Annotated in this window: 33 protein-coding genes and 1 tRNA gene; 18 read left to right on the top strand and 16 right to left on the bottom strand. The window is 58.6% G+C overall.

The window, feature by feature from the left end; translation table 11 throughout:
* Window positions 1–2 precede the first annotated feature (2 nt).
* From PIB16_RS15940 to PIB16_RS15865, 16 genes are all read right to left on the bottom strand, one after another.
* Window positions 3–854 carry a tyrosine-type recombinase/integrase gene (locus tag PIB16_RS15940; protein ID WP_271045901.1) on the bottom strand — a complete coding sequence of 284 codons (852 nt, stop codon included), beginning with the start codon at window positions 852–854 and terminating at the stop codon, window positions 3–5.
* A gap of 74 nt (window positions 855–928) precedes the next feature.
* Window positions 929–1,303: a hypothetical protein gene (locus tag PIB16_RS15935; protein ID WP_271045900.1), complete on the bottom strand. Its 375-nt coding sequence runs from the start codon at window positions 1,301–1,303 to the stop codon at window positions 929–931.
* Window positions 1,284–1,649, bottom strand: coding sequence for an HNH endonuclease signature motif containing protein (locus tag PIB16_RS15930; RefSeq protein ID WP_271045899.1), 366 nt, complete (start codon window positions 1,647–1,649; stop codon window positions 1,284–1,286). Before PIB16_RS15930 ends, PIB16_RS15935 begins: the two co-directional genes overlap by 20 nt.
* Window positions 1,650–2,360 carry a hypothetical protein gene (locus PIB16_RS15925; RefSeq protein WP_271045898.1) on the bottom strand — a complete coding sequence of 237 codons (711 nt, stop codon included), beginning with the start codon at window positions 2,358–2,360 and terminating at the stop codon, window positions 1,650–1,652.
* A complete protein-coding gene (locus tag PIB16_RS15920) occupies window positions 2,357–2,944 on the bottom strand; it encodes a hypothetical protein (protein WP_271045897.1) in 588 nt (195 codons plus the stop codon). The genes PIB16_RS15925 and PIB16_RS15920 overlap by 4 nt, the downstream gene beginning before the upstream one ends.
* On the bottom strand, window positions 2,944–4,077 hold the full coding sequence (gene dnaN / locus PIB16_RS15915) for a DNA polymerase III subunit beta (RefSeq protein WP_271045896.1): 1,134 nt from the start codon (window positions 4,075–4,077) through the stop codon (window positions 2,944–2,946). The genes PIB16_RS15920 and dnaN overlap by 1 nt, the downstream gene beginning before the upstream one ends.
* Window positions 4,078–4,084: 7 nt before the next feature.
* Window positions 4,085–4,435, bottom strand: coding sequence for a hypothetical protein (locus PIB16_RS15910; protein WP_271045895.1), 351 nt, complete (start codon window positions 4,433–4,435; stop codon window positions 4,085–4,087).
* A complete protein-coding gene (locus tag PIB16_RS15905; RefSeq protein ID WP_271045894.1) occupies window positions 4,426–4,719 on the bottom strand; it encodes a hypothetical protein in 294 nt (97 codons plus the stop codon). The genes PIB16_RS15910 and PIB16_RS15905 overlap by 10 nt, the downstream gene beginning before the upstream one ends.
* The gene (locus PIB16_RS15900) at window positions 4,703–6,037 is read right to left on the bottom strand and encodes a reverse transcriptase domain-containing protein (RefSeq protein WP_271045893.1); all 1,335 of its coding nucleotides are present in this window, start codon (window positions 6,035–6,037) and stop codon (window positions 4,703–4,705) included. The genes PIB16_RS15905 and PIB16_RS15900 overlap by 17 nt, the downstream gene beginning before the upstream one ends.
* Window positions 6,034–6,411 carry a diversity-generating retroelement protein Avd gene (gene avd / locus PIB16_RS15895; RefSeq protein ID WP_271045892.1) on the bottom strand — a complete coding sequence of 126 codons (378 nt, stop codon included), beginning with the start codon at window positions 6,409–6,411 and terminating at the stop codon, window positions 6,034–6,036. Before avd ends, PIB16_RS15900 begins: the two co-directional genes overlap by 4 nt.
* Before the next feature lie 44 nt (window positions 6,412–6,455).
* Window positions 6,456–7,385 (bottom strand): hypothetical protein, encoded by a 930-nt coding sequence (locus PIB16_RS15890; protein WP_271045891.1) that lies wholly within the window; start codon window positions 7,383–7,385, stop codon window positions 6,456–6,458.
* Between the two features lie 52 nt (window positions 7,386–7,437).
* The gene (locus PIB16_RS15885; protein ID WP_271045890.1) at window positions 7,438–8,313 is read right to left on the bottom strand and encodes a phage major tropism determinant; all 876 of its coding nucleotides are present in this window, start codon (window positions 8,311–8,313) and stop codon (window positions 7,438–7,440) included.
* 34 nt (window positions 8,314–8,347) lie between these two features.
* Window positions 8,348–8,548: a hypothetical protein gene (locus PIB16_RS15880; protein ID WP_271045889.1), complete on the bottom strand. Its 201-nt coding sequence runs from the start codon at window positions 8,546–8,548 to the stop codon at window positions 8,348–8,350.
* Window positions 8,549–8,614: 66 nt separating this feature from the next.
* Window positions 8,615–8,797, bottom strand: a complete 183-nt coding sequence (locus tag PIB16_RS15875; RefSeq protein ID WP_271045888.1) for a hypothetical protein — start codon at window positions 8,795–8,797, stop codon at window positions 8,615–8,617.
* 236 nt (window positions 8,798–9,033) lie between these two features.
* Window positions 9,034–9,471, bottom strand: coding sequence for a hypothetical protein (locus tag PIB16_RS15870; RefSeq protein WP_271045887.1), 438 nt, complete (start codon window positions 9,469–9,471; stop codon window positions 9,034–9,036).
* Window position 9,472: 1 nt separating this feature from the next.
* On the bottom strand, window positions 9,473–10,177 hold the full coding sequence (locus PIB16_RS15865) for an XRE family transcriptional regulator (protein WP_271045886.1): 705 nt from the start codon (window positions 10,175–10,177) through the stop codon (window positions 9,473–9,475).
* A gap of 52 nt (window positions 10,178–10,229) precedes the next feature.
* Here PIB16_RS15865 and PIB16_RS15860 point away from each other — a divergent pair, with 52 nt between their 5' ends.
* The 18 genes from PIB16_RS15860 (at window position 10,230) to PIB16_RS15775 (ending at window position 22,903) form a co-directional block, all read left to right on the top strand.
* Window positions 10,230–10,484: a hypothetical protein gene (locus PIB16_RS15860; RefSeq protein ID WP_271045885.1), complete on the top strand. Its 255-nt coding sequence runs from the start codon at window positions 10,230–10,232 to the stop codon at window positions 10,482–10,484.
* 17 nt (window positions 10,485–10,501) lie between these two features.
* A tRNA-Met gene (locus PIB16_RS15855) sits at window positions 10,502–10,577 on the top strand.
* Window positions 10,578–10,898: 321 nt separating this feature from the next.
* Window positions 10,899–11,375: a phage regulatory CII family protein gene (locus PIB16_RS15850; RefSeq protein ID WP_271045884.1), complete on the top strand. Its 477-nt coding sequence runs from the start codon at window positions 10,899–10,901 to the stop codon at window positions 11,373–11,375.
* The gene (locus PIB16_RS15845; RefSeq protein ID WP_271045883.1) at window positions 11,372–11,539 is read left to right on the top strand and encodes a hypothetical protein; all 168 of its coding nucleotides are present in this window, start codon (window positions 11,372–11,374) and stop codon (window positions 11,537–11,539) included. Before PIB16_RS15850 ends, PIB16_RS15845 begins: the two co-directional genes overlap by 4 nt.
* Window positions 11,536–11,763 carry a hypothetical protein gene (locus tag PIB16_RS15840; RefSeq protein WP_271045882.1) on the top strand — a complete coding sequence of 76 codons (228 nt, stop codon included), beginning with the start codon at window positions 11,536–11,538 and terminating at the stop codon, window positions 11,761–11,763. The genes PIB16_RS15845 and PIB16_RS15840 overlap by 4 nt, the downstream gene beginning before the upstream one ends.
* Window positions 11,763–11,939, top strand: a complete 177-nt coding sequence (locus PIB16_RS15835; protein ID WP_271045881.1) for a hypothetical protein — start codon at window positions 11,763–11,765, stop codon at window positions 11,937–11,939. The genes PIB16_RS15840 and PIB16_RS15835 overlap by 1 nt, the downstream gene beginning before the upstream one ends.
* The gene (locus PIB16_RS15830) at window positions 11,936–12,451 is read left to right on the top strand and encodes a DNA N-6-adenine-methyltransferase (protein ID WP_271045880.1); all 516 of its coding nucleotides are present in this window, start codon (window positions 11,936–11,938) and stop codon (window positions 12,449–12,451) included. The genes PIB16_RS15835 and PIB16_RS15830 overlap by 4 nt, the downstream gene beginning before the upstream one ends.
* Window positions 12,448–13,890 carry an MT-A70 family methyltransferase gene (locus PIB16_RS15825; RefSeq protein ID WP_271045879.1) on the top strand — a complete coding sequence of 481 codons (1,443 nt, stop codon included), beginning with the start codon at window positions 12,448–12,450 and terminating at the stop codon, window positions 13,888–13,890. The genes PIB16_RS15830 and PIB16_RS15825 overlap by 4 nt, the downstream gene beginning before the upstream one ends.
* Window positions 13,887–14,552: a hypothetical protein gene (locus tag PIB16_RS15820; protein WP_271045878.1), complete on the top strand. Its 666-nt coding sequence runs from the start codon at window positions 13,887–13,889 to the stop codon at window positions 14,550–14,552. Before PIB16_RS15825 ends, PIB16_RS15820 begins: the two co-directional genes overlap by 4 nt.
* A complete protein-coding gene (locus tag PIB16_RS15815; protein ID WP_271045877.1) occupies window positions 14,549–15,259 on the top strand; it encodes a hypothetical protein in 711 nt (236 codons plus the stop codon). The genes PIB16_RS15820 and PIB16_RS15815 overlap by 4 nt, the downstream gene beginning before the upstream one ends.
* A complete protein-coding gene (locus tag PIB16_RS15810; protein ID WP_271045876.1) occupies window positions 15,256–15,819 on the top strand; it encodes a hypothetical protein in 564 nt (187 codons plus the stop codon). The genes PIB16_RS15815 and PIB16_RS15810 overlap by 4 nt, the downstream gene beginning before the upstream one ends.
* Window positions 15,816–16,109 carry a hypothetical protein gene (locus PIB16_RS15805; RefSeq protein WP_271045875.1) on the top strand — a complete coding sequence of 98 codons (294 nt, stop codon included), beginning with the start codon at window positions 15,816–15,818 and terminating at the stop codon, window positions 16,107–16,109. The genes PIB16_RS15810 and PIB16_RS15805 overlap by 4 nt, the downstream gene beginning before the upstream one ends.
* Window positions 16,106–17,332, top strand: a complete 1,227-nt coding sequence (locus PIB16_RS15800) for a helix-turn-helix domain-containing protein (RefSeq protein WP_271045874.1) — start codon at window positions 16,106–16,108, stop codon at window positions 17,330–17,332. The genes PIB16_RS15805 and PIB16_RS15800 overlap by 4 nt, the downstream gene beginning before the upstream one ends.
* Complete coding sequence (nusG, locus tag PIB16_RS15795) at window positions 17,319–17,972, top strand: transcription termination/antitermination protein NusG (RefSeq protein ID WP_271045873.1); 654 nt, start codon at window positions 17,319–17,321, stop codon at window positions 17,970–17,972. Before PIB16_RS15800 ends, nusG begins: the two co-directional genes overlap by 14 nt.
* A gap of 476 nt (window positions 17,973–18,448) precedes the next feature.
* Window positions 18,449–19,054 carry a hypothetical protein gene (locus PIB16_RS15790; protein WP_271045872.1) on the top strand — a complete coding sequence of 202 codons (606 nt, stop codon included), beginning with the start codon at window positions 18,449–18,451 and terminating at the stop codon, window positions 19,052–19,054.
* Window positions 19,051–21,036, top strand: a complete 1,986-nt coding sequence (locus PIB16_RS15785) for a terminase gpA endonuclease subunit (protein WP_271045871.1) — start codon at window positions 19,051–19,053, stop codon at window positions 21,034–21,036. The genes PIB16_RS15790 and PIB16_RS15785 overlap by 4 nt, the downstream gene beginning before the upstream one ends.
* Complete coding sequence (locus PIB16_RS15780) at window positions 21,033–22,640, top strand: phage portal protein (protein WP_333779996.1); 1,608 nt, start codon at window positions 21,033–21,035, stop codon at window positions 22,638–22,640. Before PIB16_RS15785 ends, PIB16_RS15780 begins: the two co-directional genes overlap by 4 nt.
* Entirely contained in the window at window positions 22,637–22,903 is a 267-nt protein-coding gene (locus PIB16_RS15775; protein ID WP_271045870.1) for a hypothetical protein, read from the top strand. The genes PIB16_RS15780 and PIB16_RS15775 overlap by 4 nt, the downstream gene beginning before the upstream one ends.
* The last annotated feature ends 12 nt before the right edge of the window (window positions 22,904–22,915 follow it).

Here is a 22,915-nt window from a genome sequence, read left to right as displayed (position 1 = left end):
GATTAGAACGCGTTCGCCGCCTGCGCCTGAAAATCAGGGCTGACGTGCGAATAAGTGCGTTCAAATTCCTCGACAGTGAGGCCCAGAGAGGCGGCAGCCTGCTCCGGATCGACGCCCAGCTGAGCCAACCATGTGGCGCGGGTGTGGCGGAGAACGTGCGGCGTCACGGCATCGCTGAGGCCGGCCGTGCTGCGGACATTTCGGAATGCCTTGTGCGGTTTCGTGATCTTGACGCCATTATAATTGACGGCGAAGCGCAGGCACACTTCCTTGCCCTCCTCGTTGACCGTCGTGTCGGTCGCCTTCCAGTATTGAAGGAAGCGCAACAGCCTCGGTGGCACCTTCACGGGTGTCCGGCGTTTGTTATGGGCGACGCGCTCACCTGTTGCTCGACGATAGATGACACCACGATCGATATCGATGTGCCCACCTGTGGTGTTCGGCATCCATTGCAGGTTCAGGATCGCCGAAAGGCGTGTGCCGGTGTAAAGGCCGATAAGTAGCAGCCGCGTGATATGAGGGTTGGCGACGCCTGTACGGCCCCATCTGGTCGGCCTCTTGCTCTCAATGTCAAAGGCTGTCGGCTTCCAGCCAAGTGACGCCCACAGGAGTGCCGCCATGTCGGAACGTGACAGCCATGTCTGGCGCGGCTCGCCCTTCTCCGGAAGAGAAACCTTCGGCACGACATCGAGGGTGTATTCTGCGTGATAATAGTTGATGGCCGCACGCAGGACTTCCAGATCCCGGCGCGCGCCGCCCTCATTGCCGCGATCATCCGCATATTCCCGGCAGGTGCGTCCGCGAACTTCCGCCGGCGTCATGGCGCCGAAGAAATCATTGAGCCTTGCGAGCATGGCGACGGTCTCTTTCGGCCTTGCCGTCCTGGGCGCCTTCTCCTCGCTGTAGACGATAATGATATCGCCAAGCGTTACCTCAGACGAGTTACCTCCGCGTCGCGGCTGGTATTGGCTGGCGATGTATTCGGCAAGCTTTCTTTGAGCAACTGCAGTTTCAGTCTCGCCGCATTCTGTGCTGATGCGCCGGCCTCCGTCCTTGATGACCCATGTTTGGGTGTCTGGTCTGAACCAGAGCCTTGCTGGCTGTTTTTTACGAGGCATTTTTCCTTCATCCTTTCGATGGCGTTACGAGTGACGAAGGCTTTCCCGGCAATCATCAATACCTCCAGATTGCCTTTGCGCGCCTCGGTTCGAAGCGCGGACTTCGTCAGCCTGCCACCGAAGAACAATTTGCACGCTTCCGCAAGCGTTACCGGCTCGTCATCATCAATCATGGTGCCGCTCATTGGCCTGTTCTGGCAAGACCTCATCGCACCGCAGGCGGCGCGCTTCTTCCCGGCGAAGCGCGTTGACTTTCCGGGTTACCATTTCGAGGTGATCTGGATTTGGATTGACGCAAAGACGGTTTCGGCACTTGTGGTCCAACTCCATCTTGCCGGGGATGTACCCGTGCTCGTTCGTCCACATCGTGATGTGGACAGCCACAGTCTGGCCGCCTAACCACATGCGGGGATAACCGCGTCCGCGTCCGGTGCTGCCGGAGGTCGGGCCAGTCCAAACCCAGCATCCTGTTGCGGCGTCTATATGGATGCGACTCATAATTTTTTCGCGGATCGACTGACGGCGGGACATTTACTGGCCGCCCTCCTGCTTTTCGAGAGCTGCGGCACGAATAACCCTGTCCAGTTCGGCTGCGATAAGCGCTCCGGCTTTTTCAAGGTCTCGTTGCCGGTCAACAGGCTTCCACCATCCCCAGCCCCACGGCCAGAACCTCACGATCGCTAAATGGGTCCGCCGCCATCTTCTCCTCCCGGGTCTATCTTCGTACGGCGTCTCATCGGATCGTTGCGCTGCCTGTAGGGCATAGCAGGCCGCTGCCCGGGCAAGTTCGCCGCGAGAGTGATCGTCGTCGTGTTCTGGCGACCAGCCTTCTTTTTCAATCTGGCGGCGGCGCTCAGCAGCGATCGCTTTCACACCATCACTTTCCGGCACTGCATCTCGTGGATGCGGACGGATGAAAACTTCGTTGATGTGTCTGGCAATCAGGTTGTATTGCTCATCGGTGATATCGGTAGCGGCATCACTGTTGACGCCGAATACGATTTCCCAAAGTTCAGGCCCGTCAAGCCTCACATGCTGGACGAGGCCCTTGCCGTGGCATATCTCGCAAACCAATGAAGGGAACCCGACAGGGCAACTTTCGTCCTGTTCGACTTTCGTGCATTCACAAGGCTCTGCTCTGCAATTTGAATCTGCGGAGGAAATGGCGGCGCGCTTGCCATCCTCGTATCCGCGTCGATAAGTAGCTTCTCGCCGGCGCTGCCGTCCGTTGGCGCGCGTCATTGACCTTTCCTCCCTAACTGATGGTAAGTTTCGAGAAATGCCTCAGCGGCGAAGTGCGGATTTTCCCATGGGAATATTTCCGCCTCAAAAGGGCGGCGCCCTTCAACCGTTCCCCATGTGTGACCGTTGACCGGCATAAGATCGCGCTGTTCGGTGGCAAGCATGCACAGATCCAGATGCTTGATGTATGTGTGGGATGGCGTCTTGACCTTGAAGCGCGAAAGTCCAGCGGCCTCGCACCGTTTTTCGACTGCCTTGAAGTCCGGGCACTTGGATTTCAGGGGCGAACTCATGTCGCCGCAGGTCGCCTCGCCTACTTCATGCATCAGCGCTGCCATCTTGCTTCCTGGCTCGGCGTAACCGGCCATGATGATGCAGTGCTGGGCAACGGAATAATAAACCCGCTTGCCTGTGCGACGGCTGACACACTGGCCAGAGAAGCGCGACTGGAATGCGAGGCCGTAAGCAACATCCTCAATCGTCAACTGCGATCCTTCTGGATTATCGAAGTCAAAATAGGCGCCGGAGCCGAGAAGGATGGTCGGTCCGATGATGTGGTGGATCGGTGCTGTTAACTCAGTCATCAGGAGACCCTCATAGGCATGACGATGTAATCTTCGTCGGCGTCGCCATCCGGCGTGAAATGTCCCGGCGCGCCGGGGTCCGTGCCGTGAAGACAAAAGGATGTGGTGGAAATGCTGGACAGGGTTTCGTTGACGAATGTCGGATTGAAACCCCGCAGATGACTGTCGCCGTCGAATTCGATATCGACCGGCTCCGATGCATTCTGCCCGTCCCGCGCCATAAGCTCGATCTGCATGGAGCCTGGAGCGATATCGAGACGGACGGAAGCCTTGCTGATGTCGCCGGCAATGACGCTCACGCGAGTGATGGCCTTGCTGACTGCGGCGCGGTCGGCACGAAGGAAAACATCGCTGCGCACCGGAATGAGGCGCCTGTAATCCGGGAATGTGCCATCGACGAGTTTCGAAACAAGCGAGAGATCGTCGCATTCGATCGCAAGTTTCCGGTCGTTGACAAAGAAGGAACATGGCGATTTGCTCTGCCCGAACAGTTTCCGGATCGCCTGGACGGTCTTTACCGGGATGATGGGTGGCTCAAACGTATTCACCTCGCTTGGCGAAATCCGCTTGACGGCCATCTTCTTGCCGTCCGTTGCGCAAAGGGAGAGCTTCCCGTCTTCGAGGCCTTCGATAAAGGTGCCGGAAAGATACGGGCGGTCCTTCATCGTCGTGTTCATGGCATAGGCCACCTTGCCGAGCGCATCGGTCAGGATGTTCGCCTGTATCGTAAAGGCCAGCTGCGGACGGTCCGTGCCGATGGACGGAAAATCGGATACGGGCAGAGTGTGCAGGTTGAACCGCGACCGGCCGCCGCTGATCGTCACCTGTCCGGGAAACTTTCCGGGGGCGAGCGTGATTTCGGCAGACTCCGGCATGTTCTTGACGATGCGATAAAACTCGTCCGCTGCAATCGTCAAGCCTTCGCCGGCGGATGCTTCGAGCAGCTCGCAGCGCGTTTCGATCTCAAGATCAAGATTGGTGCCGCGCAGCAGCAGGCGGTCACCGTCCGGCTGCAACAGGACGTTTTCAAGGATCGGAATGTTATCCTTGGCGGGGATGGCCTCAATGACGGCGGCAAGCGCCGTCAGAAGCTCGGACCGATGGGCGCGGAAATGGATAGGGTCTTTGCTCATGTCGACCTCAGTTCCGTTTTCCGGTGAGGAGGTCGGCAATCGCCCGTTCGTGGGACGGGGGGGCAAGATCGAAGTGACGGGACAGGATCTCCATCGCCTCGCTGACATCGCCCTCCGCAAGGCGGCGGTATGCCTGGCTGACATGATATAGATCGCTGTCGTCGAGCTTGTTCAACTGGTCGTAGGCGTCAACAATATCGTCTTCGTCCAGATCGCCGATTTCGACCTGGACCTTCGTGTTGAAAGTGAGGTCGGACAGGCTGTCGGCTTCAAGGCCGCATTCCTTCAGCCACGCCAGAATGCGATCATCATTCTTGTCGTCGGTAAAATCGATGGTGACTTCCTGATTTACATACATTTGCGGCTCTCCAGAATTTTCGCATACATGCTGGGGCAGGGCAGCGTGATGCTGCTGCCGAAGCGGCGGATGACGACGGTGGTGAAATCGAAACGGGCCTCGTTCCATGTCTTGCCGTAAAGAGGGGCCGTAATTCCAAGCTCCTTGCAGCGCGTGGTCACGCGGCCAACGCTGGCGCCGTAGTATTCGGCAATCTGGGTGCGTCCCATGCCGCGCTGGACGCAACGCACCAGCATGACGGATGACGGCAGCTTTGCGGGGCCGCGCTTATCGGTGTGCCGCATGATGGACACTCCTTTCGTGGATGTTCAGGGATTTAAGAAGATTGCGGCTATCGGACCATTTGGCGTGACCGACCCATGCGGCAAGGAACTTCTCCAGCCGTTTGTGATCACCGCCGGTGCGATACGCACGGATCTTGCGCTTTGCCCGCGTGACGCTGTCACGGCGCAAAAGTTTATGGGTTGGCCAGATGCGATAACCGACAAAGTTGGCGCCACGGCTGACGGGCTGGATGCTCCATTTGGAAAACCGCAGGCCCAGCCGCTCGCGCGACAGTTCCTCTATCGAGGCCCGCACCTTGCACAGATGCTCGGATGACTGCCCCAGCACCACGATATCGTCCATGTAGCGATACCAGTATCGCTCGCCGAGATCCTGTTGCAGGTGCCGGTCAACGACACCGCCGTAGATGTTGGCGAAGATCTGCGACAGCAGGTTACCGATGGGCAGGCCAATGCCGGTACGCGGCAGCATCGTCTCGATCAGGCGCAGCGTGGCGCGGCAGGAAATCTTCGCCTCGATCAGCCGCCACAGCGCGCCATGCTCGATGCTGGCGAAGTACCGGGAGAAATCCGTCTTGAGGATATAGAGCGGTTCGCTGTCGAGGGTGAGGCGGCGCATATCAGCCTGCACCGCCTTTGCCGCCGCATGCGTCCCCTTACCCGGACGGCAGGCGAAAGTGCGTGGCAACAGCGTCGCCTGAAAGATCGGCTCGATGATGGCACACAGCGCGTGCTGCGCCACGCGATCCTCAAAGGGCAGCGCCGATATCATCCGCTCCTTCGGATCGAAGATCTTGAACTCGTGCGGCTGGCCGGGACAATAGGTGCCGTCGCGCATGGCCTGCGCCAACTCCTCCAGATTGAGGATCGAAAATTCGTTGAATTCCAGAAAGCCGGTCGTCAGGCGCTTGCCGTATGTGGTGCGTCGGTAGGCAAGACGCATGTTTGCGTCCGCTGTGATCTGACCGATAAGGTTCCGGTATTTCTTTCCCATGGTAATCACTCCGGATTGCCGGTCGCGGGTTTCGACGGCATTGCCGCTACTCCCCGCTGTACCGGACCCTGTCATGTGTTCGCCGAAGCCGGACGGACGGGCCGACCACCTTGACGGCAGGGCGCAAATTGCCGTGCCGACCGTGGAAGATGACCGGCGGGGCCGTGACCGTCGCCGAGCCGTGGATAGGTCGTCGCTCGCGCCGCGCGCCCCGATGTTCTCGTTCGAGTTCTCGGGCCAGTAGTCCAAGTTCGCGTACCGGGAGTCGGCGTTCTCGCCGTTGATCCAGGAGCCGCCAAAGATGGACGGACGCAACAGCATCATGACCCCGACCGCCCGTTGCCTTTTGCCGATTTGATCCACTGACCGAGCATCGATCCCGTTTCAGCGATGTGGCGCAGCGCCACCTTGTGCTGATGGTGGGAAAGGAATTTCAGCTTCGGATCGGAGGCAAAGCGCAACCAGAAGCGCAGAGTTGCCAGATTGGCGTCTGCTGCGTAGAGCTTTGAGGCCTGTTTCGACTTCGCTGCCTGATAGAGAAAGCCGACCTGGTCAAACAACAGCCCGATCAGCCTGTCGCGCAACACACTGTGGCTGCGCGGGCAACGCTGGAATATCGGGTACAGGTAGGCCACGGCTTTCTCGAATTTCTCGACGATCGCCAGATCCTGCGGATTTACAAATTCATCTCGTGTCATGGCTGGCGATCATCCGTTTCAGGGGACCCGCGCTTTCGCGCGTGTCAGGCATGGTTCAGGTGGTCGCTCGCGCCGCGCGCCCCGATGTGCCCGCGCGAGTACACGGGCCAGCAGCCCAAGCTCGCGTACCGGGAGCCGGCGAACTCGCCGCAGAGCCAGGCGCCGCCAAAGAGGGACGGACGCGGGGTGTCCGGATCGCCGTCCGTCCCCCACTGCCACATCGTGCCGGTGATATCGAACAGGCCCCACTTGCTGATGAAGCTGGCGGCGTTGTCGTCGAGCGATCCTGTTACGGTCGGCTCATCATCGCGGGATGCTCGCTCCTTCACGCCATAGGCGGCAGCGAAGAATTCTTCCGCGCCGAGCAGGCGCTTGCCGTGGCCGGTGTAGATTTCCACCGCCGTTGCATAGTCGAGCTTTTTGTATCGGCTCTGCCGGTCGAGCTTCATCGGCAGGTCGCGGCCATCGGCGATGACGGCCTTCGCGCGGCTGGTGCCGTCGCCAGCATGATCGACACCGAGAAGATAAATATCGACCCAGAACAGTTTGCCGCCCAACGTCTCGACCAATGCCATGCCACGCGGATCCGCGCAGGCGGGGCGGAAGCCGACATCCCAGATGGAATAGGGGTTGATTGCCGGCGTGTTGTCGCCACCCTCGCGCGCCTTCGCATTGCCGCCCGGTGCGAAATGAAACCCGCCAAAATACCGCTCGGCGGTCGGCTCGCCTTCTAAAAGCTCGGCAATCGGCAAACCGTATTCATTGATGCTGACGCCATAGTCGCGGCCCGGTACCGGCTCATCGATTAGGACGGGAATATCTGCATCAAAGGCGTGGGTGCGCTCACTCGTCGTAACCGTGGTGCCAGACTTCACGAATACGCCGGTGCTATTGTATTTTACCAGTACCGGGGCTGACCGGTCGCGGCGCTGAATGGAGATGCCGCCAAGGGTTTTTTCGGCTGTTGCCGTCATGGTAATAATCCTGATTGAGAGGGAAGAAATCAGACCCGCGCTTCCGCGCGCGTCAGGCAGGCGTCAGGTGGTCGCTCGCGCCGCGCGCCCCGATGCTCTCGTTCGAGTTCCCGGGCCAGTAGTCCAAGTGCGCGTACCGGGAGTCGGCGAGCTCGCCGCCGATCCAGGAGCCGCCAAAGACGGACGGACGCGGATCGTCGATGTCGCCGTCCGTTCCCCATACCCAGAGACTGCCGGTCGCCTGCATGAGGCCGTAAAGGCTGGTGCGCGCGGCATCGAGACCGGTTGTGCGCGGGCGATTGGCGGCGCTGGAGCGTTCGGTTACGCCGTGGGCGGCAGTGCGGAATTCGTCATAGGTCAGCAGGCGCTTGCCGTGGCCTTCGAGAATGGATTTCGCGGTCTTGTAGTCGAGAAGATCCAGCGTGCTGCCGGTCGCTGGCGCCACGCCAAAGCGGCTGGTGCCGTGAATCGCGTGATCGACGCCGAGAAGATAGATATCGACCCAGACGATGTTTCCGGCGATGACACGCACCATGCCGCGCGGATCCGGGCAGGCGGGGCGATACTCGATATCCCAGAGAGAGTGCGGATTGATGGCGGGCACGCTGTCACCGCCCTTGCGCTCGACGGCATTGCCGCCGGGGGCGAAGTGGAAACCGGCGAAGAAATCGCCGTTCAACGGATTGTCGTTGGCGACGGTGGCGAACAGATCGCCCATGGCATTGATGCCGACAGCGTAATCACGACCGGGCACCAGCTCGTCGAGCGCAATCGCCGTTTCGCGGTCATACGAATAGGTGCGGTCGCCGATTTCGACCAGCGAACCGGCCTTGATGGAAATCGAGGTCGGACCGGTGGCGAGCAGGATGGGCGCGCCGGGGCTGGGATTGTGAATGCTGATCGTCTGCTGTTCGGCAGTGGTCGTCATGGTCTGGTCCTTTTTTGGTTTGGGCTGGAAGTGGTCAGACGCGCGCGTCGGCGGCGTAGATACGTTCGATCTCGGAGAGACGGGTGGCGCAGAGTGCAACGCCGCCAAGGCAGCCGAGCAGAAGCACGGCGGTGACGCAGGCCAGAAAGAAGCGGCCATAAGGAACGGCGCTGTCCTTGCGGAAGGTGCCGAGGTCATGGCGGGTCTGAGGGATCATGGGGGAAATGTGGATCAAAGCTGCCTCCATCCGTTTCGGATGCCGCCTCGCTGGGAGAGGCGGACACCGAAGCCGGACGTGGCGTCAGGCGGCTTCAAGAAGCGCGTCGTCGTTCGCCTTCATGCGCGCCTGTTCGTGCAGGCGGTCGATATCGGAATTCGGGAAATAGAGGTTCAGCTGCTCGCGGGTGCAGCCCTCGCCGAAGCGGCGCATCGCGGCGGCCATGGCTTCGATCTTCTCATTGTCGTTCATCGCACTGACGTTCATGTCGGTCTCCATCCGTTGAGGTTGGACCGGGCGGCGCGAGGGTGAGGGGGTGCGTCGCCGCCCGGTCTTTCTCCGAGCCGTCAGGTCAAAGCGGCTTGGATGGAGAGGACAATAATGCGGTCATTTGTCCGCTGTCAACACGAATGCGGACAAATGACCGCGAACGCCGCTTAAGGCTTTGTGCCGAAAGTGGTTTTTTCTTGCTTTACTGAGGGGTGATTCGTGGTCGCGGCGCTCTAATCGCGCAAGAGTCGTTCAATCGGCATCTGTTTTCCGTAGATGCGGCTGTAGATTTTTTCCGCCTGATTTATGGCGGTGCGACGGTCTGAGTTCGTAAGGGGCTTACAGTCTGCTTCGTAGCTCCAGCGGTCGGCAGCATCTTTCTCATTCTCTGCCGCCTGGATAATCATGCGCCAAGAGCACGCTCCGACGGCGTCGATTTTTGTCGACCCGTCGCAGCCGTTTTTAAGGCAGAAGGCAACATTCCGTTGACTTCCATAGTCTCCATTGTTCGCCCGCTTCCAGTCGCTCGCCATCTGTTTTGTCTGCGCCATACAAACGGTATGGTCTAGGGAGGTGCTACAGTCCGCCTTTTGGAACCTAGTGGCCTGCGCAAATGATGCGGCTGGGAAGATGGCTAATGCAGCAATGGCAATCAATGCGCTGGATCTCATCTCAGACTCCAAAAAGCTCGTTCATTGTAAGGACTTTATGCATCGAGATGAGGGTTGCTCTCGAAATCTCGATTTCTGCCCTCGGATTGTGTTTTTGGATAACAATCCAATCGGTTGAGCGTCGAAGAAAGATGCCGATCGTCGCCTCTATCGCACCATTTCCGGTTAGCTGGCTTTGTATAACCACAGGGTCGCCGACTTTGACTGGTTTATGCGGACTGATGAACAGCAAATCGGCGGGCCAGAACTGAGGGACCATCGACTCGCCCTCAACATACAACGAATAGATATCCCTCGCACCCATGAGAGCGGGCGGCCTCCTCACAAAATCAACCGGGTCTGTTGTCAGCTGGAACGCGCCGCGCAAATGTGATCCTGCTGCGGTGCCAAGTACTGGCACGTCGTTCGGCATTTCGTGCCGATCCGGTATTCTGAGGGTTTTGTAGCCGTTCTCATTCTTGTCGGAAGATCGGGCGCCTCCAGAGAGTCGGTCTAGCGGAACATCAAGGCCGAGCGATATTTTCCGCATTGTGTCGAGCTTCGGCGTAGTGCCTCGCTCGAAAAGCTTCCGAAAATAACTCCGCTCAAGGCCGCTGCGCTTGGCGGCTTCCTCGGGTGTTATGCCAAGCTCATCAATGACTTGTTTGATTGTATCTAACACTTCGTTCTCCATGTGCGGATTATCAGCCGCGATGCGGTCAAACAAAAGCGGTCTTTTGGTCTTGACATTTGCGGACAAAAGACCGCATTTAGCCCGCATGGCTATGAAAGATCAGATTGTCCGCATCGCAGACTTGTATGCAGCTTCCGCCGGTATCGGCCGAAAGCGCTTGTCAACGATTGTCTTCAATCGCGGCGCAAAGCTCGACGGCATAGCCAGTGGTGGCGATCTTGCGACCGGCACCTTTGAAAAGGCGATGCAATGGTTTTCCGATCATTGGCCCAAAGATGTTGCGTGGCCCGCTGATGTGCAGCGGCCTGAAGTGACTAGGACGCAGGAGGCCGCAGAATGATTGCGCTCCAGTTTTTCCGCAGCGTAGGGAAGCGGTCATCCCGCGTGGTTCATACCCACGATGTCGCAGGTTCGAATCCTGCCGCTGCAACCAATCCCGGCGCTTTCCCGGCAGTGCGCGCACGGGATACCGGACGGATGGAGCTTCTGACCATTCCGCCATCCGTCCGGATCGTTTTTCCTGTTGTGCGAGGGTTACTCCTTTCCCCTCTGCGCACCCGCCGTGACGCCTTTCCTCCCGGATCCGGCGGACTTTTTCTTTCGTTGCGTTCATCTTTGTCTCTCCAGCTTACGCCACCGCTGATGTGGCGGGGCTGTGGTTGATCTGATGGGCAACGAATAGGCCGCGCCCGCGCGGGCTTCACCGAATCCTTTTCCGTTTTTCTTTCCTTGACGCGTTTTCAGGGGTGTTTTCGTGCGCACTATTTCCGAAGAAGAAATCCGCAGCCTGAAAGGTGCGACAGACGCCAGCTACAAGCTGGGGGGCGGCGTGACCGATTTCCCGCTGCTGACCCGCGTCAATGTCTCGACGCTCTCCAAATATGCCAGCTTCAACGATGAAAACCGCGAGGCTCTGATTCCGGTCGATGTCGCCATCGAGGCGGACCGTCGCGCGAAAAGCCCGGTCATCATCGGCGCCATGGCCCGCAAGCTTGGTTACCGGCTTGTCGTTGATGACGAGCGTCAGCCCGAAGCGCGACCGATCAATGAAGCCGACATGATGGACTTGATGTCGGAGTTTGCCGATGTCATCAAGGTTGTTCAGGAAGCCAAGCAGACCGGAACCCTCGGCACGGCTGCCGTAACGAAGCGCATCACGAAGGAAGTTCACGAGCTTATCCGTGAATTGAAAGAGCTGATGGTCAATGCGCCGCAGAGGCCGGACCTATGACGCTCTGCATCGCCGAAACCAGCCGCTCCAAACTCGTCCATGAGGCCCGCACCGCGCGGGTGATGGAGCTTTGGCGCGCTGGTCAATCCACCCATGAAATCGCTGAAACGCTGGACCTCGCCGAATGCGAGGTTTGCCGCATTGTCGAGGAGGCAGGACATTGAGTGCCGCTGTTTCTCTTTTCACCCATCCGCTTTCGGATCGTGATCGCGGTTTTCTGCGACACGTCGCCCAGGCAGACGACTGGCGCGAGATCCGCCACGGCGAAATGCTGTCCGCAGTCCAGTGCATGCGCGCCGGATACATCCGTCTGTCCAACGACAAGCGGCAGGCGATCATCACCAGCAGCGGGCAGGCCTATCTCCGCCAGTTGAGAGGGGTCCACTGATGGAACTGTTCGATACGCTTCCGGCCCCGATCCGCACGGCAATAAATGATGCCGGTTTCGAGTTCGTGCCGCGCTTCGCTGCTCGACTGCTGGCGCGCGGCGTATCGGTGGAACGTGCCACCGAGATCATCCGCGAAACTGATCTGCGCCTAATGCGCAAAGGCGGTGCGGCATGACGCTCGGATCCCATCAAAGATCGGTCGGCAAAAGCCAGACGCATTTGACACCCCCATTTATTCTTGAAGCGCTTGGTGCATTCGATCTCGACCCATGCACACCGGATACTATGCCATGGGAAACGGCAGTCCGGCGCTATACCAAGGCGGATGACGGTCTTGTTCAGCCATGGTTCGGCAGGGTCTGGCTCAATCCCCCATTCGACCGCCGCATCGTCGGACGGTTTATCGATCGGCTCGTTGCGCACGGCGATGGTATCGCCCTGGTGCATGCTCGGACAGAGGCGGAATGGTTCATCCCCATCTGGAAAGCGGACGCAATTCTTTTCCTGGCGGACCGAATTCATTTCTTTGACAAGGACGGGGTGAGGCAGAAAGCCAATTCGGGTGCGCCGCTGGTTCTGGCTGCATTCGGGCAAAGCAATGTCGATGCCCTTCATCGCTGCGGCCTTGGCGGTCACCTGGTTGAAAAAGCCGTTCGCATCGGCGCCGCGAAAGGCGGTGCGGCATGACCACACCATCTCTCCAGATGCCGAAAGACGCCGGACTGAACATCATCGCATCGGCGCTGCGCGAAGGCGAATACCGCTGCCAGACATCACAGGAAGTGCGCACCGCCTGCTCGGCAATGGCCCACCGCTATCTCACGCGCGATCCGAAGGACGGCAATCTGTTCCGTCCGGGGGACCGGGCGGCTGCTGTCATCGAGCGCGCGAAAACCGAAGGGAAGCTGCCGGAAGAAAATACAAGCCGCATCGTGGTGACGGGGCCTTACCAGCTTCTGCCACCACTCTCCGATGACGACTTCAAGGCGCTTTACGATGATATCGCAGCGCACGGCGTCAAGGTGCCGGTGGAATATGATGAGGCCGGTGAAATCCTCGACGGTCACCACCGCGTCGCCATCTGCAAGATGCTCGGTATTACCGACTGGCCGCGCTTTATCCGCAAGCAACTGACGGAAGAAGGCAAGCGATCTTTTGCTCGCTCCCTTAACTTCGCGCGCCGTCATCTTTCCGGTGCGCAGCGGCAGGCAGTTATTCAGGAGCATCTGAAGGACGCACCGACTGCGTCCAATCGTGCCATAGCCGCGCAGCTTGGCGTCGATCACAAGACGGTATCGGCGGCGCGAAAACGCATGGTTGATGGTGGGGAAATTCCCCACCAGACGACAATTGTGGGCCGTGACGGCGTTTCGCAGCCGGCGGTAAAGCCGATCCGTACGATGTTCCTGCCGGAACCGGCGAACTTCCGGGAATTGAAGACAGTTGCCAAGATCAAGCGCGCCGAGGATCAGAAGATACGTCACGCGGTTCGTACCGATCTCGCCGTCCAGATCGCCGCGCGCCAGAACGTTGCACCATGGTGGCAAGGTGTCGGGCAGGGTGAGGGCAGGGCGTTCCCGATCATTTACGCGGATCCGCCGTGGCGTTTCAAAACCTATTCTGAGGTGACCGGCGGCGAAAAGAGCGCCGAGAACCATTATCCGACCATGTCGCTCGACGACATCATGTCGCTGGGTTGCCCGGGCGCTCATAACTCGGCGATTTTCATGTGGGTGACGGATCTTGCCAATGGCGTCAGGGCGCTGGAGCGCTGGGGTTATGCCTACAAGAGTTATTGGGGCTGGAAGAAAATCTACCCCGGCGAGCAGACAGGGACCGGATACTGGAGTTTCGATAACCTCGAACTTCTGTTGATCGGCACGCGCGGCGATTTCCCCGCACCCATTCCCGGCACCCAACCCATCAAATGCACCGAACATCCGGTCGGACGCCACAGCGAAAAGCCCGCCTGGTTCGCCGAACAGATCGACCGGCTCTACCCGAGCATGCCCAAGCTCGAAATGTTCCAGCGCCGCGAAAGCCTGGCGGATGGCGACGTGCGCCTGAATGGAACGTGGGAGTTCTGGGGAAATCAGGCCGGCGCGCCGGAAGGCGGTGCGGAATGAGGTCTTTGAGAGTCCTGATTGCTTGCGAGTTTTCTGAGACTGTCAGGAATGCTTTCCTTGATAGGGGGCACGATGCCTGGTCTTGCGATTTGTTGCCAGCTGACGATGGAAGTAACCGCCACATTCGAGGGGATGCGCGCGAACTGTTGCACGAAGGATGGGATTTGCTCATCGTTGCCCATCCACCATGCACGCGGCTCTGCAATTCCGGAATCGGCTGGCTCACTCATGCGCCAAAGGGCAAAACGGTTGATCAGGTTTGGCGAGAATTGGATAGCGCGGCTGATCTGTTCTCTGCATTCTGGAATGCGCCTGTTGATCGCATCGCCATCGAAAATCCGATCATGCATCGCCATGCTCGCGAGCGCATACGGGGCTATGCGCCGCCAGCACAGACTGTAGCGCCTTGGCAGTTTGGTGAGCCACTACAGAAGAAAATCTCTCTTTGGCTTAAGGGTTTGCCGGAGTTGACGCCGACAACCGTCGTCGACATCCCGGAACCCAAATTCTGTATACGCAAAACCGGCCCAAGAGCGGGGAAGCCGTATCGATATTATTTCCATCAAGGAAAGTCAGGCCACGAACGTTCACGCTTCTTCCCCGGTATCGCCGCTGCAATGGCAGATCAGTGGGGCGGATTTGCGATGGAGGCTGTGGCATGAGGGCGCTCAAGGTTCTGGTTGGCTGCGAAACCTCCGGCGTCGTTCGCCGCGCCTTTGCGGATCTGGGCCACGATGCCTGGTCCTGCGACCTGCTGCCAGCTGATGACGGCAGCAACCGGCATATCGTCTGCGACATCCGCGACCTTTTGTATGAGGGTTGGGATTTGCTCGCCGTCATGCATCCTCCCTGCACTCGGCTTTGCAACAGTGGTGTTCGCTGGCTGATGGAGCCGCCGACCAATCCGCCAGGTGAAACGACCGACGCGGAGAAGCAAGCGTGGGCATCATTCAGCCGCGAAGAGAAGCTGTCAATCATGTGGCGTCTACTGGATGAGGGTGCAGCGCTGTTCTCGGATTGCTGGAACGCGCCGATACCGCGCATCGCCGTGGAAAATCCCGTCATGCACCGGCATGCGAAGGAGCGGATTCGGAACTATCACAAGGCCGCGCAGACGGTGCAGCCTTGGCATTTCGGCGATCCGTCCTTCAAGGCAACATCCTTTTATCTTCGGGGCCTGCCGTCACTGGTGGCGACAAACAGGCTGGTTCCGCCCAAGGCGGGAACCGACGAACACAAGCGATGGTCCGTTGTTCATCGAGCATCGCCAGGGGCTGACCGCTGGAAAATCCGGTCGCAGACGCAGCCGGGTATCGCTGCCGCCATGGCGCTGCAATGGGGCGGATACGCCCTTGAGGTGGCGGCATGACGGTGCGCGAGCAGGAAAACCGCCAGCGTGAAAAGGCTCGCGTCGCGCGGCTGGAGGATATCACCCGACGCTGCAAGGGCGACAGGTGGCGGTTCGATACCGATGGCGACCAGACGCATATCATCGCGCGGCGCTCGACTGGTGAGAGCGTCATCCTCGGCACGCTCTATGCGGAAGCCCTGCCGGACGAAATCGAGCTACTGACCGGGGCGCTGGAAAATACCATCCTGTTCCTGACCCTGCGGGAGCGCGCCAAGATTGCCTTCCGAAGCGGTCAAAGCCCGCCGCCAGATCGACAGCAGACGAGCCGCTTGCGCGATGGAGACTTCGCCGCGAACGCGGCCATGTTGTGCGCGGACACGCTGTTTCATCGATTTCTTGAACGGCGGCAGCATCCCTCCCAGTCGCACACCATTCACAACAAGGAACACGCCGATACGGTCCTGAAAAGCCTGATCGGCATCACCAGCAAGACACAACTCAATCGTGAGGAACGTGCGCAGGCGGCGTTTATCGACCTGCGCTCGGATTTCGAATTATGGAAAGGGGGCCGGTCGTGACGGGGATTTCGCCGGTTATCGAACAGTTACAGGATTGCAGGACGGATGCGGAGCGGGCGCGGTGGCTGCTCAACATCCCGACGTTCACCTTCTATCGCGAGCAGACCGCCATATACCGTGCCCTGCGAAAGGCCGGCTTCATGCGTGGTGAGCAGCTTGTCGATCTGGAAATCTCGGCGCTGCTGACGGTGCGGGACCGCTTCGGGCGCATGCCGGCCGATGTTGAGGACCTGCTCAACGCTGCTCGCACCTTCATGGAGACGCTGGCGCGGAAAGGTGGTGTGAAGTGAGCATTCTCATCATGAGTCGCCTGTTTCGCGCGCAGCTTGGCTCCAGTAGCCGCAAGATGCTGGCGGTACGGCTTGCTGACTTCGCCGACGATAACGGCAAGGGCATCTGGCCGTCCGTGGAGACGCTGGCGCAGGAAACAGAATTGTCAGTCCGGACCGTGCAGCGCCTTCTTGCCGATTTCGTCAATGAAGGCCTGTTGATCATCGTCAGGAAGGCCACCGGTCGCCCTGGTGAGGCGACACGATATGACTTCGATATGCGAGCCATTGATCGCCTTCCGGACGCAAAACAGCCGGAAACGACGGGTGACACCATGTCACCCGTCGACCCGGCAGAACAGACGGGTGACACCATGACACGGGTGACACCGACGACGGAGACGGGTGACACTGACTGCGTAGAGGGGTGTCACCATGTCACCCGAACCGTAATAGAACCATCAATAGAACCTTCAGTAGAGAGAGATGCGCCTGCGCGCGGCAATTTGGGGGATGAGGAAGAAAATCCGAAAGCGATCGAGACGGCGTTCAAGCGGTTCTTCCTGTCGTGGAAGACGGCGATCCACGACAGCGAGCCGGATGCGCGCCGGGAGTGGGGCGCATTGTCGCCGGATGAGCGGGTAAGAGCGCTTGCTCACTCGGAGAGCTATCAGGCCATCGCCCTGTCCACCGGTCGAAAATATCTCTGCTCTGCCGCCAAATACCTGAAGGAACGCCGTTGGGTGAAGCTTGCGGAACAGAGCGTGCAATCACCGCAGACCGAAACGACGGAGATGGTCTCGGTGTTTTCCCGCGCTGGTCGCGCTCTCCTGATGACGAAGCTTTTTCTTCCTGTCCGGGCGCTCTCCCTGACGCCTATCGAGCAGAATATCATCGAGACCAAGCCGGAAAAGAAGGACCTGATCTGGCGCGACAAGAAGGAAAAGCAGGGTTGGCCGGAGGCCGTCCAGCTTATCGAGCGGAAGCGCTTTACGGTAACGAACCGCATTGTCGAGATCAGCAAGGACTTTGAGCGGGTCGCGGTCAACGGGCCTGTATGGGAGGCGTGGAAGCGCGCCTATGCGGAGCGATGCTGGCCGTGGCCGCTTGCTCCGGAACGTCTGGAGTTCGCCCAGTTCCCGCCGATACCCGCTGACGTGAACGACCTTGACGAGGCCGTATCCATCGCAATCGAAAACTTCCAATCCAGACTGAACGAGGGACGGAACGATGATGCAGCATAAGTTCGAAGATATCTGCGGTTACGTCTCACCCAAGGGCTTAGCGAAGCTAGACCGCATCGCGCAAGAGGCGGCGAGAGTGGCCCATGAGCGCGAATCAGCATCAAAGGAAAGGGCGCATGGTGTCTCTGATTCGAGATGGATTATCGCTCGGGTGGACTATGGGCGCGAAAAGGCTGTTGAAAATGCAATGATCGAAGCCGGTATTGAGGCGTGCGTCATCATGCGAATGGGGCCAGAAAGGAAGAGGCATAGACGACGCCTTCCTGCTATCAAGATGCCAGTGTTCAATGGATTGCTGTTCGTGTTTTGTGTGCCAGACAACCATGCGCTTCGAGGTATCCTGTCATTCGATTACGTCAAAAGCATCGTTATGGGTGGCGATAAAGCCATCAGGCTAAGTTGCGAAACAGTCAATGAATTCAAAGAATTGGCTGAGAGCGGCGCATACGATTATGGGCGTCGATCAGATGCAATCAAAAAAGGCGACAAGGTCAGGATCACAAGCGGTCCATTCGTTGGTTATGAGGTATCGGTTGATGCGTTCGGTGAGGCTGGGCAAGGTGACGTGGTTGTCACTATCGTGATTTTCGGAAGACCGACAGTATTCAACATGCCGCTTGCAATGCTTGAGAAAGTGTGAGTACAAATCTGCCCACGGTCGATGCGGTTCTTAGTGGCGGTTACGCTCGCGCCCGCACCCAGCCCTGACGGTCTCCCAAGCGAGACACCGATTCAGGGTCAGTGCTACAGCTATGAGATGATGGATGACAGGGCGGCCAGATGGTCGCCTTTTTACATTGTAGGTATGGGCGACATTCTCGCCGCAGAATTACCAGCCCGCCTCGCTCTGGGCAGATGCCTGTGAATGACCGATGGTTTGAGCCTAACGTTCAACGGTCGCCATCGCCATGGCAGGATTGAGCAACCCTTGGGCAAGGCATCCTCATGACCGTCGAGGAGAGGGACGGATGCCACCCCCCCTGGGTCAAGGGACCGTACCGGGCTTTCTCCCCCTGCGGGCCGGGACGACCCCGAAAACCCGCCAGTCAAACAGTTGAAAAAATTGGGTTAACGGGGTTAACGGCGTTAACGCATGGGTTAACGAACGGGTTAACGATGAGCGATGTGATGTGGTCCATCGCGCAGATTGCTGCGCGGGACGGTGTTTCCAAGGCTGCCGTTTCCAAAACCGTAAAAAAGCTGGCGGAAGATCGCCCGGACACTCCGATTGAGCGTGGCTCACAGGGGCAGGTGGTCGCTGTATCTCTTGCCCACTATGACCACTATCGCCAAAGGCATGTGAACCCTGCCAAGGCAACTGCGCCACTTCGGTCTCCAGATGGTCGGGCGGAGGGTAAGTCTCCTCCAGATCTGCCGTTCCGCGATGAGAGCAGTTTCGATGAAGCGCGCCGGCAATCGGAATGGCTGAAGGTCGGGCGCGAAAAGATCCGGCATCAGGAAGATTGCGGAGCCCTTATCCGCAAAGACAAAACCGACCAGGCGGTTGCGATGATCGGTGGAGAAATTCAGTCCATCGTGAAGCGCCTTCCCAATCGGGCTGACACGATCGCCTTGGCTGTTTCGAAAGAGGGGGTCCATGGGGTCCGCGTTCTTCTCAGGCAGATCGCGATCGATATTTGCAATGACATCGCCGACAAGCTGGAAGCACTGGCGGAAAAAGCGCCCGAGAGCGACCCGCTGATTGAGGATGAAGACGCATGACTGTGCATCCCGGCGCCTTTCGTGTTGTTTCATCGGCCTTGGCACGAACAGTCCGGAGCGAGCCTCCGGTTCCCTTTGATATTTATCTTCCGCAGAACATCGTTCTTGTGGATGGTCCGAAAAAGGGAGATTTATGGTCGGCCGAAGACGCACCGTATCTTGTCGAAATCGCGCAGTGCCTCAGCCTGGAGCATCCATGCACAGAGGTGACGGTTCGAAAATCGCAGCAGACCGGTGTTTCAATTCTGGCGCTGGCGTGGATGCTCTACATTGCAGAGACCTGCCCGGACAATTCGATTTACGGCGTGCCCGGTCTCGATACCCTGCAGGATATCAATTCCGGCAAACTTCAGCCGCTCATTGATGCATGGCAGAAGCATACCGGAAAACAGATCATCATGCCGACGACCAGCCGGTCCGGCGTAGGGTCGACGACCTACGAGAAGAAGTTTCCCGGCGGTTCGCTGTATCTGGCGAACGCCAATACCGTCATGGACCTTTCGGCCAAAACGACCCGCTTCGGGGTCAAGGACGAGGTTTCGAAATGGCAGACGCTTCCTAACGGCGCGGATCCGGAAAACCTGTTCTTCGGCCGCTTCACGGCGTTTCGTCGGCAGAAAACCTACAAGATATTCGGGCTTTCGACACCGGAACTCGATAGCGGCGACGCGCTCGGAGAAGGTCCGGGCCATTGCCGCATTGACCGAGATTTTCGCCGTTCGGATCAACGTTTCTGGTACATCCGCTGCCCGGAGTGCGGTACCGAGCAGGTTCAGGAAGACGCCAATCTCCTGATTGATCGGGAGCATCTGCATAAGACGGTTATGCGGTGCATCAGCTGCACGCATCACATTTCGGAAATGGAGCGTGTCCCTGCCGTGCAGCAAGGGCGCTATATTCCGACGATGACGGGGCCGGACAGGCATCCCGGCTTTCATGTCGACGCCTTCATGTCCTTGATGATGTCATACGAGGCAATCGCGGAGGACAAGATCAAGTACGAGGCGAAGGGCGAGGCGGGTGCAAAGGATTATTCCAATCTGATTTGCGCCAAGCCCTACCAGATGAAAGGGAATGCTCCCGATCATCAGCGCCTCATGGAACGCCGCGAAGAATACCTCGCAGGCACAATACCCGCCGGCGGCTTGCTGTTCGTTGCTGGCGCTGACGTGCAGTCCTACGGAATCTACTGTGAGGGCGTTGTCTTCGCGGAAGATCGCCAGAGCTGGAATGTTTTTGCCGAGTTTTTTGAGGGGGCAACCGACAATCCGCAAGCCGGTGCGTGGCTCCTCCTCGAAGAGTTCTGCGAACAGGAATTTCCTGATAGTCACGGTGTCCTGCGCAAGATTGAGGCCCTGGCTGTCGACAGCGGTTATCGGCCCACGCAGGTTCTGGAATGGTGCCGGCGGCGTCCGAATGCATATGCGATCAAAGGGATGCCGGGACGTGGTGTGGCCGCGATCAGCCCACCAGTGCGCAAATCGGTAAACAAACGCGGCAAACGCAAGAGGCACGGTTCGGCTATGTCGTGGCCGGTTGGCACTTGGGCCTTGAAAGCGGAGTTTTACGGAAACCTTCATAAATCCGGGTTGCGCTCGGGTGAAGCTACCGATCCACCTGGTTATTGCCATTTCCATATGGATCTGGGTGAAGAATACTTCCAGCAGCTTACTGCGGAGTATTTCAGCCAGAAGATGGTGAAGGGCAGGTTGCACGAAGAGTGGATGCCTCGTCGAGAGCATAACCACTTTCTCGATTGCCGCATCTACGCGATGGCGATGGCTGAACACCTCGGCATTTCTCGCCTGACCAAAAGCCAGTGGGCTGCGCTCCGCGCGAAATATGAACCTGCAACACCGGTCGACCTTTTGTCGCCGGAAAGCCAGCAAGTGGCAGAGAGGGTGTCGTCGGAGGAATCTCCCAGCGTGCCTCCTCCGTCGGTGAAGAAACCAGTCGAAAACAGGTGGGCGAAAAGACGATGACGGAAAAGATGCGGGTACGGGTGAAGGCCGGCAGTGTTGCTGTTCCTGCCGGAAATCCGTCCCGTCATCAGGCTGGTTATCTCCGCGATACACAGTCCGGCATCATAGCTTCCCGTCCTGCATCGCTGAGAGAGCATCGGGATGAGATCCGCCGCGTCTGGTGGAGGGCCGCAGCCCTTGCCATGGATATGCTGCAGAATTCCGGAAGGTTGCGCGGCGCGGCTGACCAGATCCTTGCCGACACGGTCGGCGTTGAACTGCAGTTGAACCCGCGTCCCGACCTGACGAAATTCGGTTACGACCGTGCCGAGGCTGTTTCCTGGACACGAATGGTAAAGGGGAGTTTCAAGGTTTGGGCATGGAACCCGCTGGAATGCGACTTTCGTGCGAAATTCACAATCCCGCAGCAGACCGATGTGGGCCTGAGACACTGGCTCGCATTCGGAGAAAGTACGGGCATTGTGTCCTATTTGCCGGAAGCGCAAAGACTGCCGGGAACCAGAACAGGCACAAAGTTTCTGCTCGTTTCCCCGCAGAAACTGGTGCAGGACACGAACGAAATCGAAGGGATGTATCAGGGCGTCATCCATGATGCCTATGGACGCCCGACGCATTACCGCTTCCAGGAGCGCCGCGATGGCATGACGACGAAAATCGATTATGCCGCACGGGACGCAGACGGGCGACAGCTCGTTATGCATGCGTTCGACCCGTTCTCTTCGGACGATGTTCGCGGCCTGTCCCCTCTCGCCACAACATTCAGAAAATATCTGATGGCGGAGAACACCGATGACGCTATGGCCCAGGTCCATTTTTTGCAGACGATTTACGCTGCTATCCTGAAAAGCGACAAGCCGAGCGCGGAAGCGTTCGAGGCGCTGGAAAGCATGAAGGAAAGCGGCGCCACCGGTGTGGAAGATATTGCGTCTGACTTTGCGCAATATTTCAAGGCGCAATTGGATCGTGCTGCGGAATCGGAAATTCGCCTCGGTGCCGGAGCTGGCGTTTCCCATCTCGCTCCGGGTGAAGATCTTGAGTTCAAGTCCATTTCCACGCCTGGAAAGGAATCTCAAAGTTTCATGGCCTCGCTCCATCGTGAGACGGCGCGGGCGCTCGGCATGTCATATGGCGGGTATACCTTGGACTATACCAATGCCACCTATGCCAGCACGAACATGGAAAATTCGGCTCTATGGCCAATCGCCCAAAGACGTACGGACCGCATTGCGGCACCACACGTTCTGGTTCCATACGCGGGGTGGCTGGATGAAGAAATCGGCGAGGGACGTATACCGTTCAAGGGCGGATATGAAGTTTTCCGCCAATTTCGGGAGGAAATCCTTTGGGCAATTTGCCAGGGGCCTTCGAAACCGACTGCCGATGACGAGAAGCGTGCAAAGGCTTCCAGTGAGCGTATCGCCAACGGTACAGGAACGCTGGAACGCGAATGTGCCGAACTCGGCGACGATCCGGAGGAAGTGTTCGAGAGCCGGCTCATGTGGCACGAACGTTATGTGAAAGCCGGTATGCGGAGCCCGTTTGAACGTGGATACGGTTCGAAGCCGGCATCCGAAACGGCACAGAAGGAAGGTGCGCCCGCATGAATACTGTGAAGATTGCGGGTGTCGTTGTCGATGTAGAGGATCCGTGTGCTCTCTATGCAGCGCTTGCTGCTGCGAAAGCGAAGCGCCTCGCAGGCGAGCAAATCGAGGAGAGCGAAATTCGCTCTCCCGTTATGCAGCAGCGGGTAAAGGTCGCGTCGTCCAGCATCGCCGATATTGATAAAGAGCTCGTCCGCCTGCAGGCGGCCTGCCAAGCGAAGATGACCGGTTGCCGCCCGTCGCGTCGTTGGCGGCTTAAGTTTTAGGATTGAGAAAAG

Origin of the sequence: Agrobacterium sp. ST15.13.015 (assembly GCF_027871645.1) — a bacterium.
Taxonomy (GTDB): domain Bacteria; phylum Pseudomonadota; class Alphaproteobacteria; order Rhizobiales; family Rhizobiaceae; genus Agrobacterium; species Agrobacterium leguminum.
Note: the sequence above shows the minus strand (reverse complement) of the source record. Positions and strands in the feature narration are given on the sequence as shown.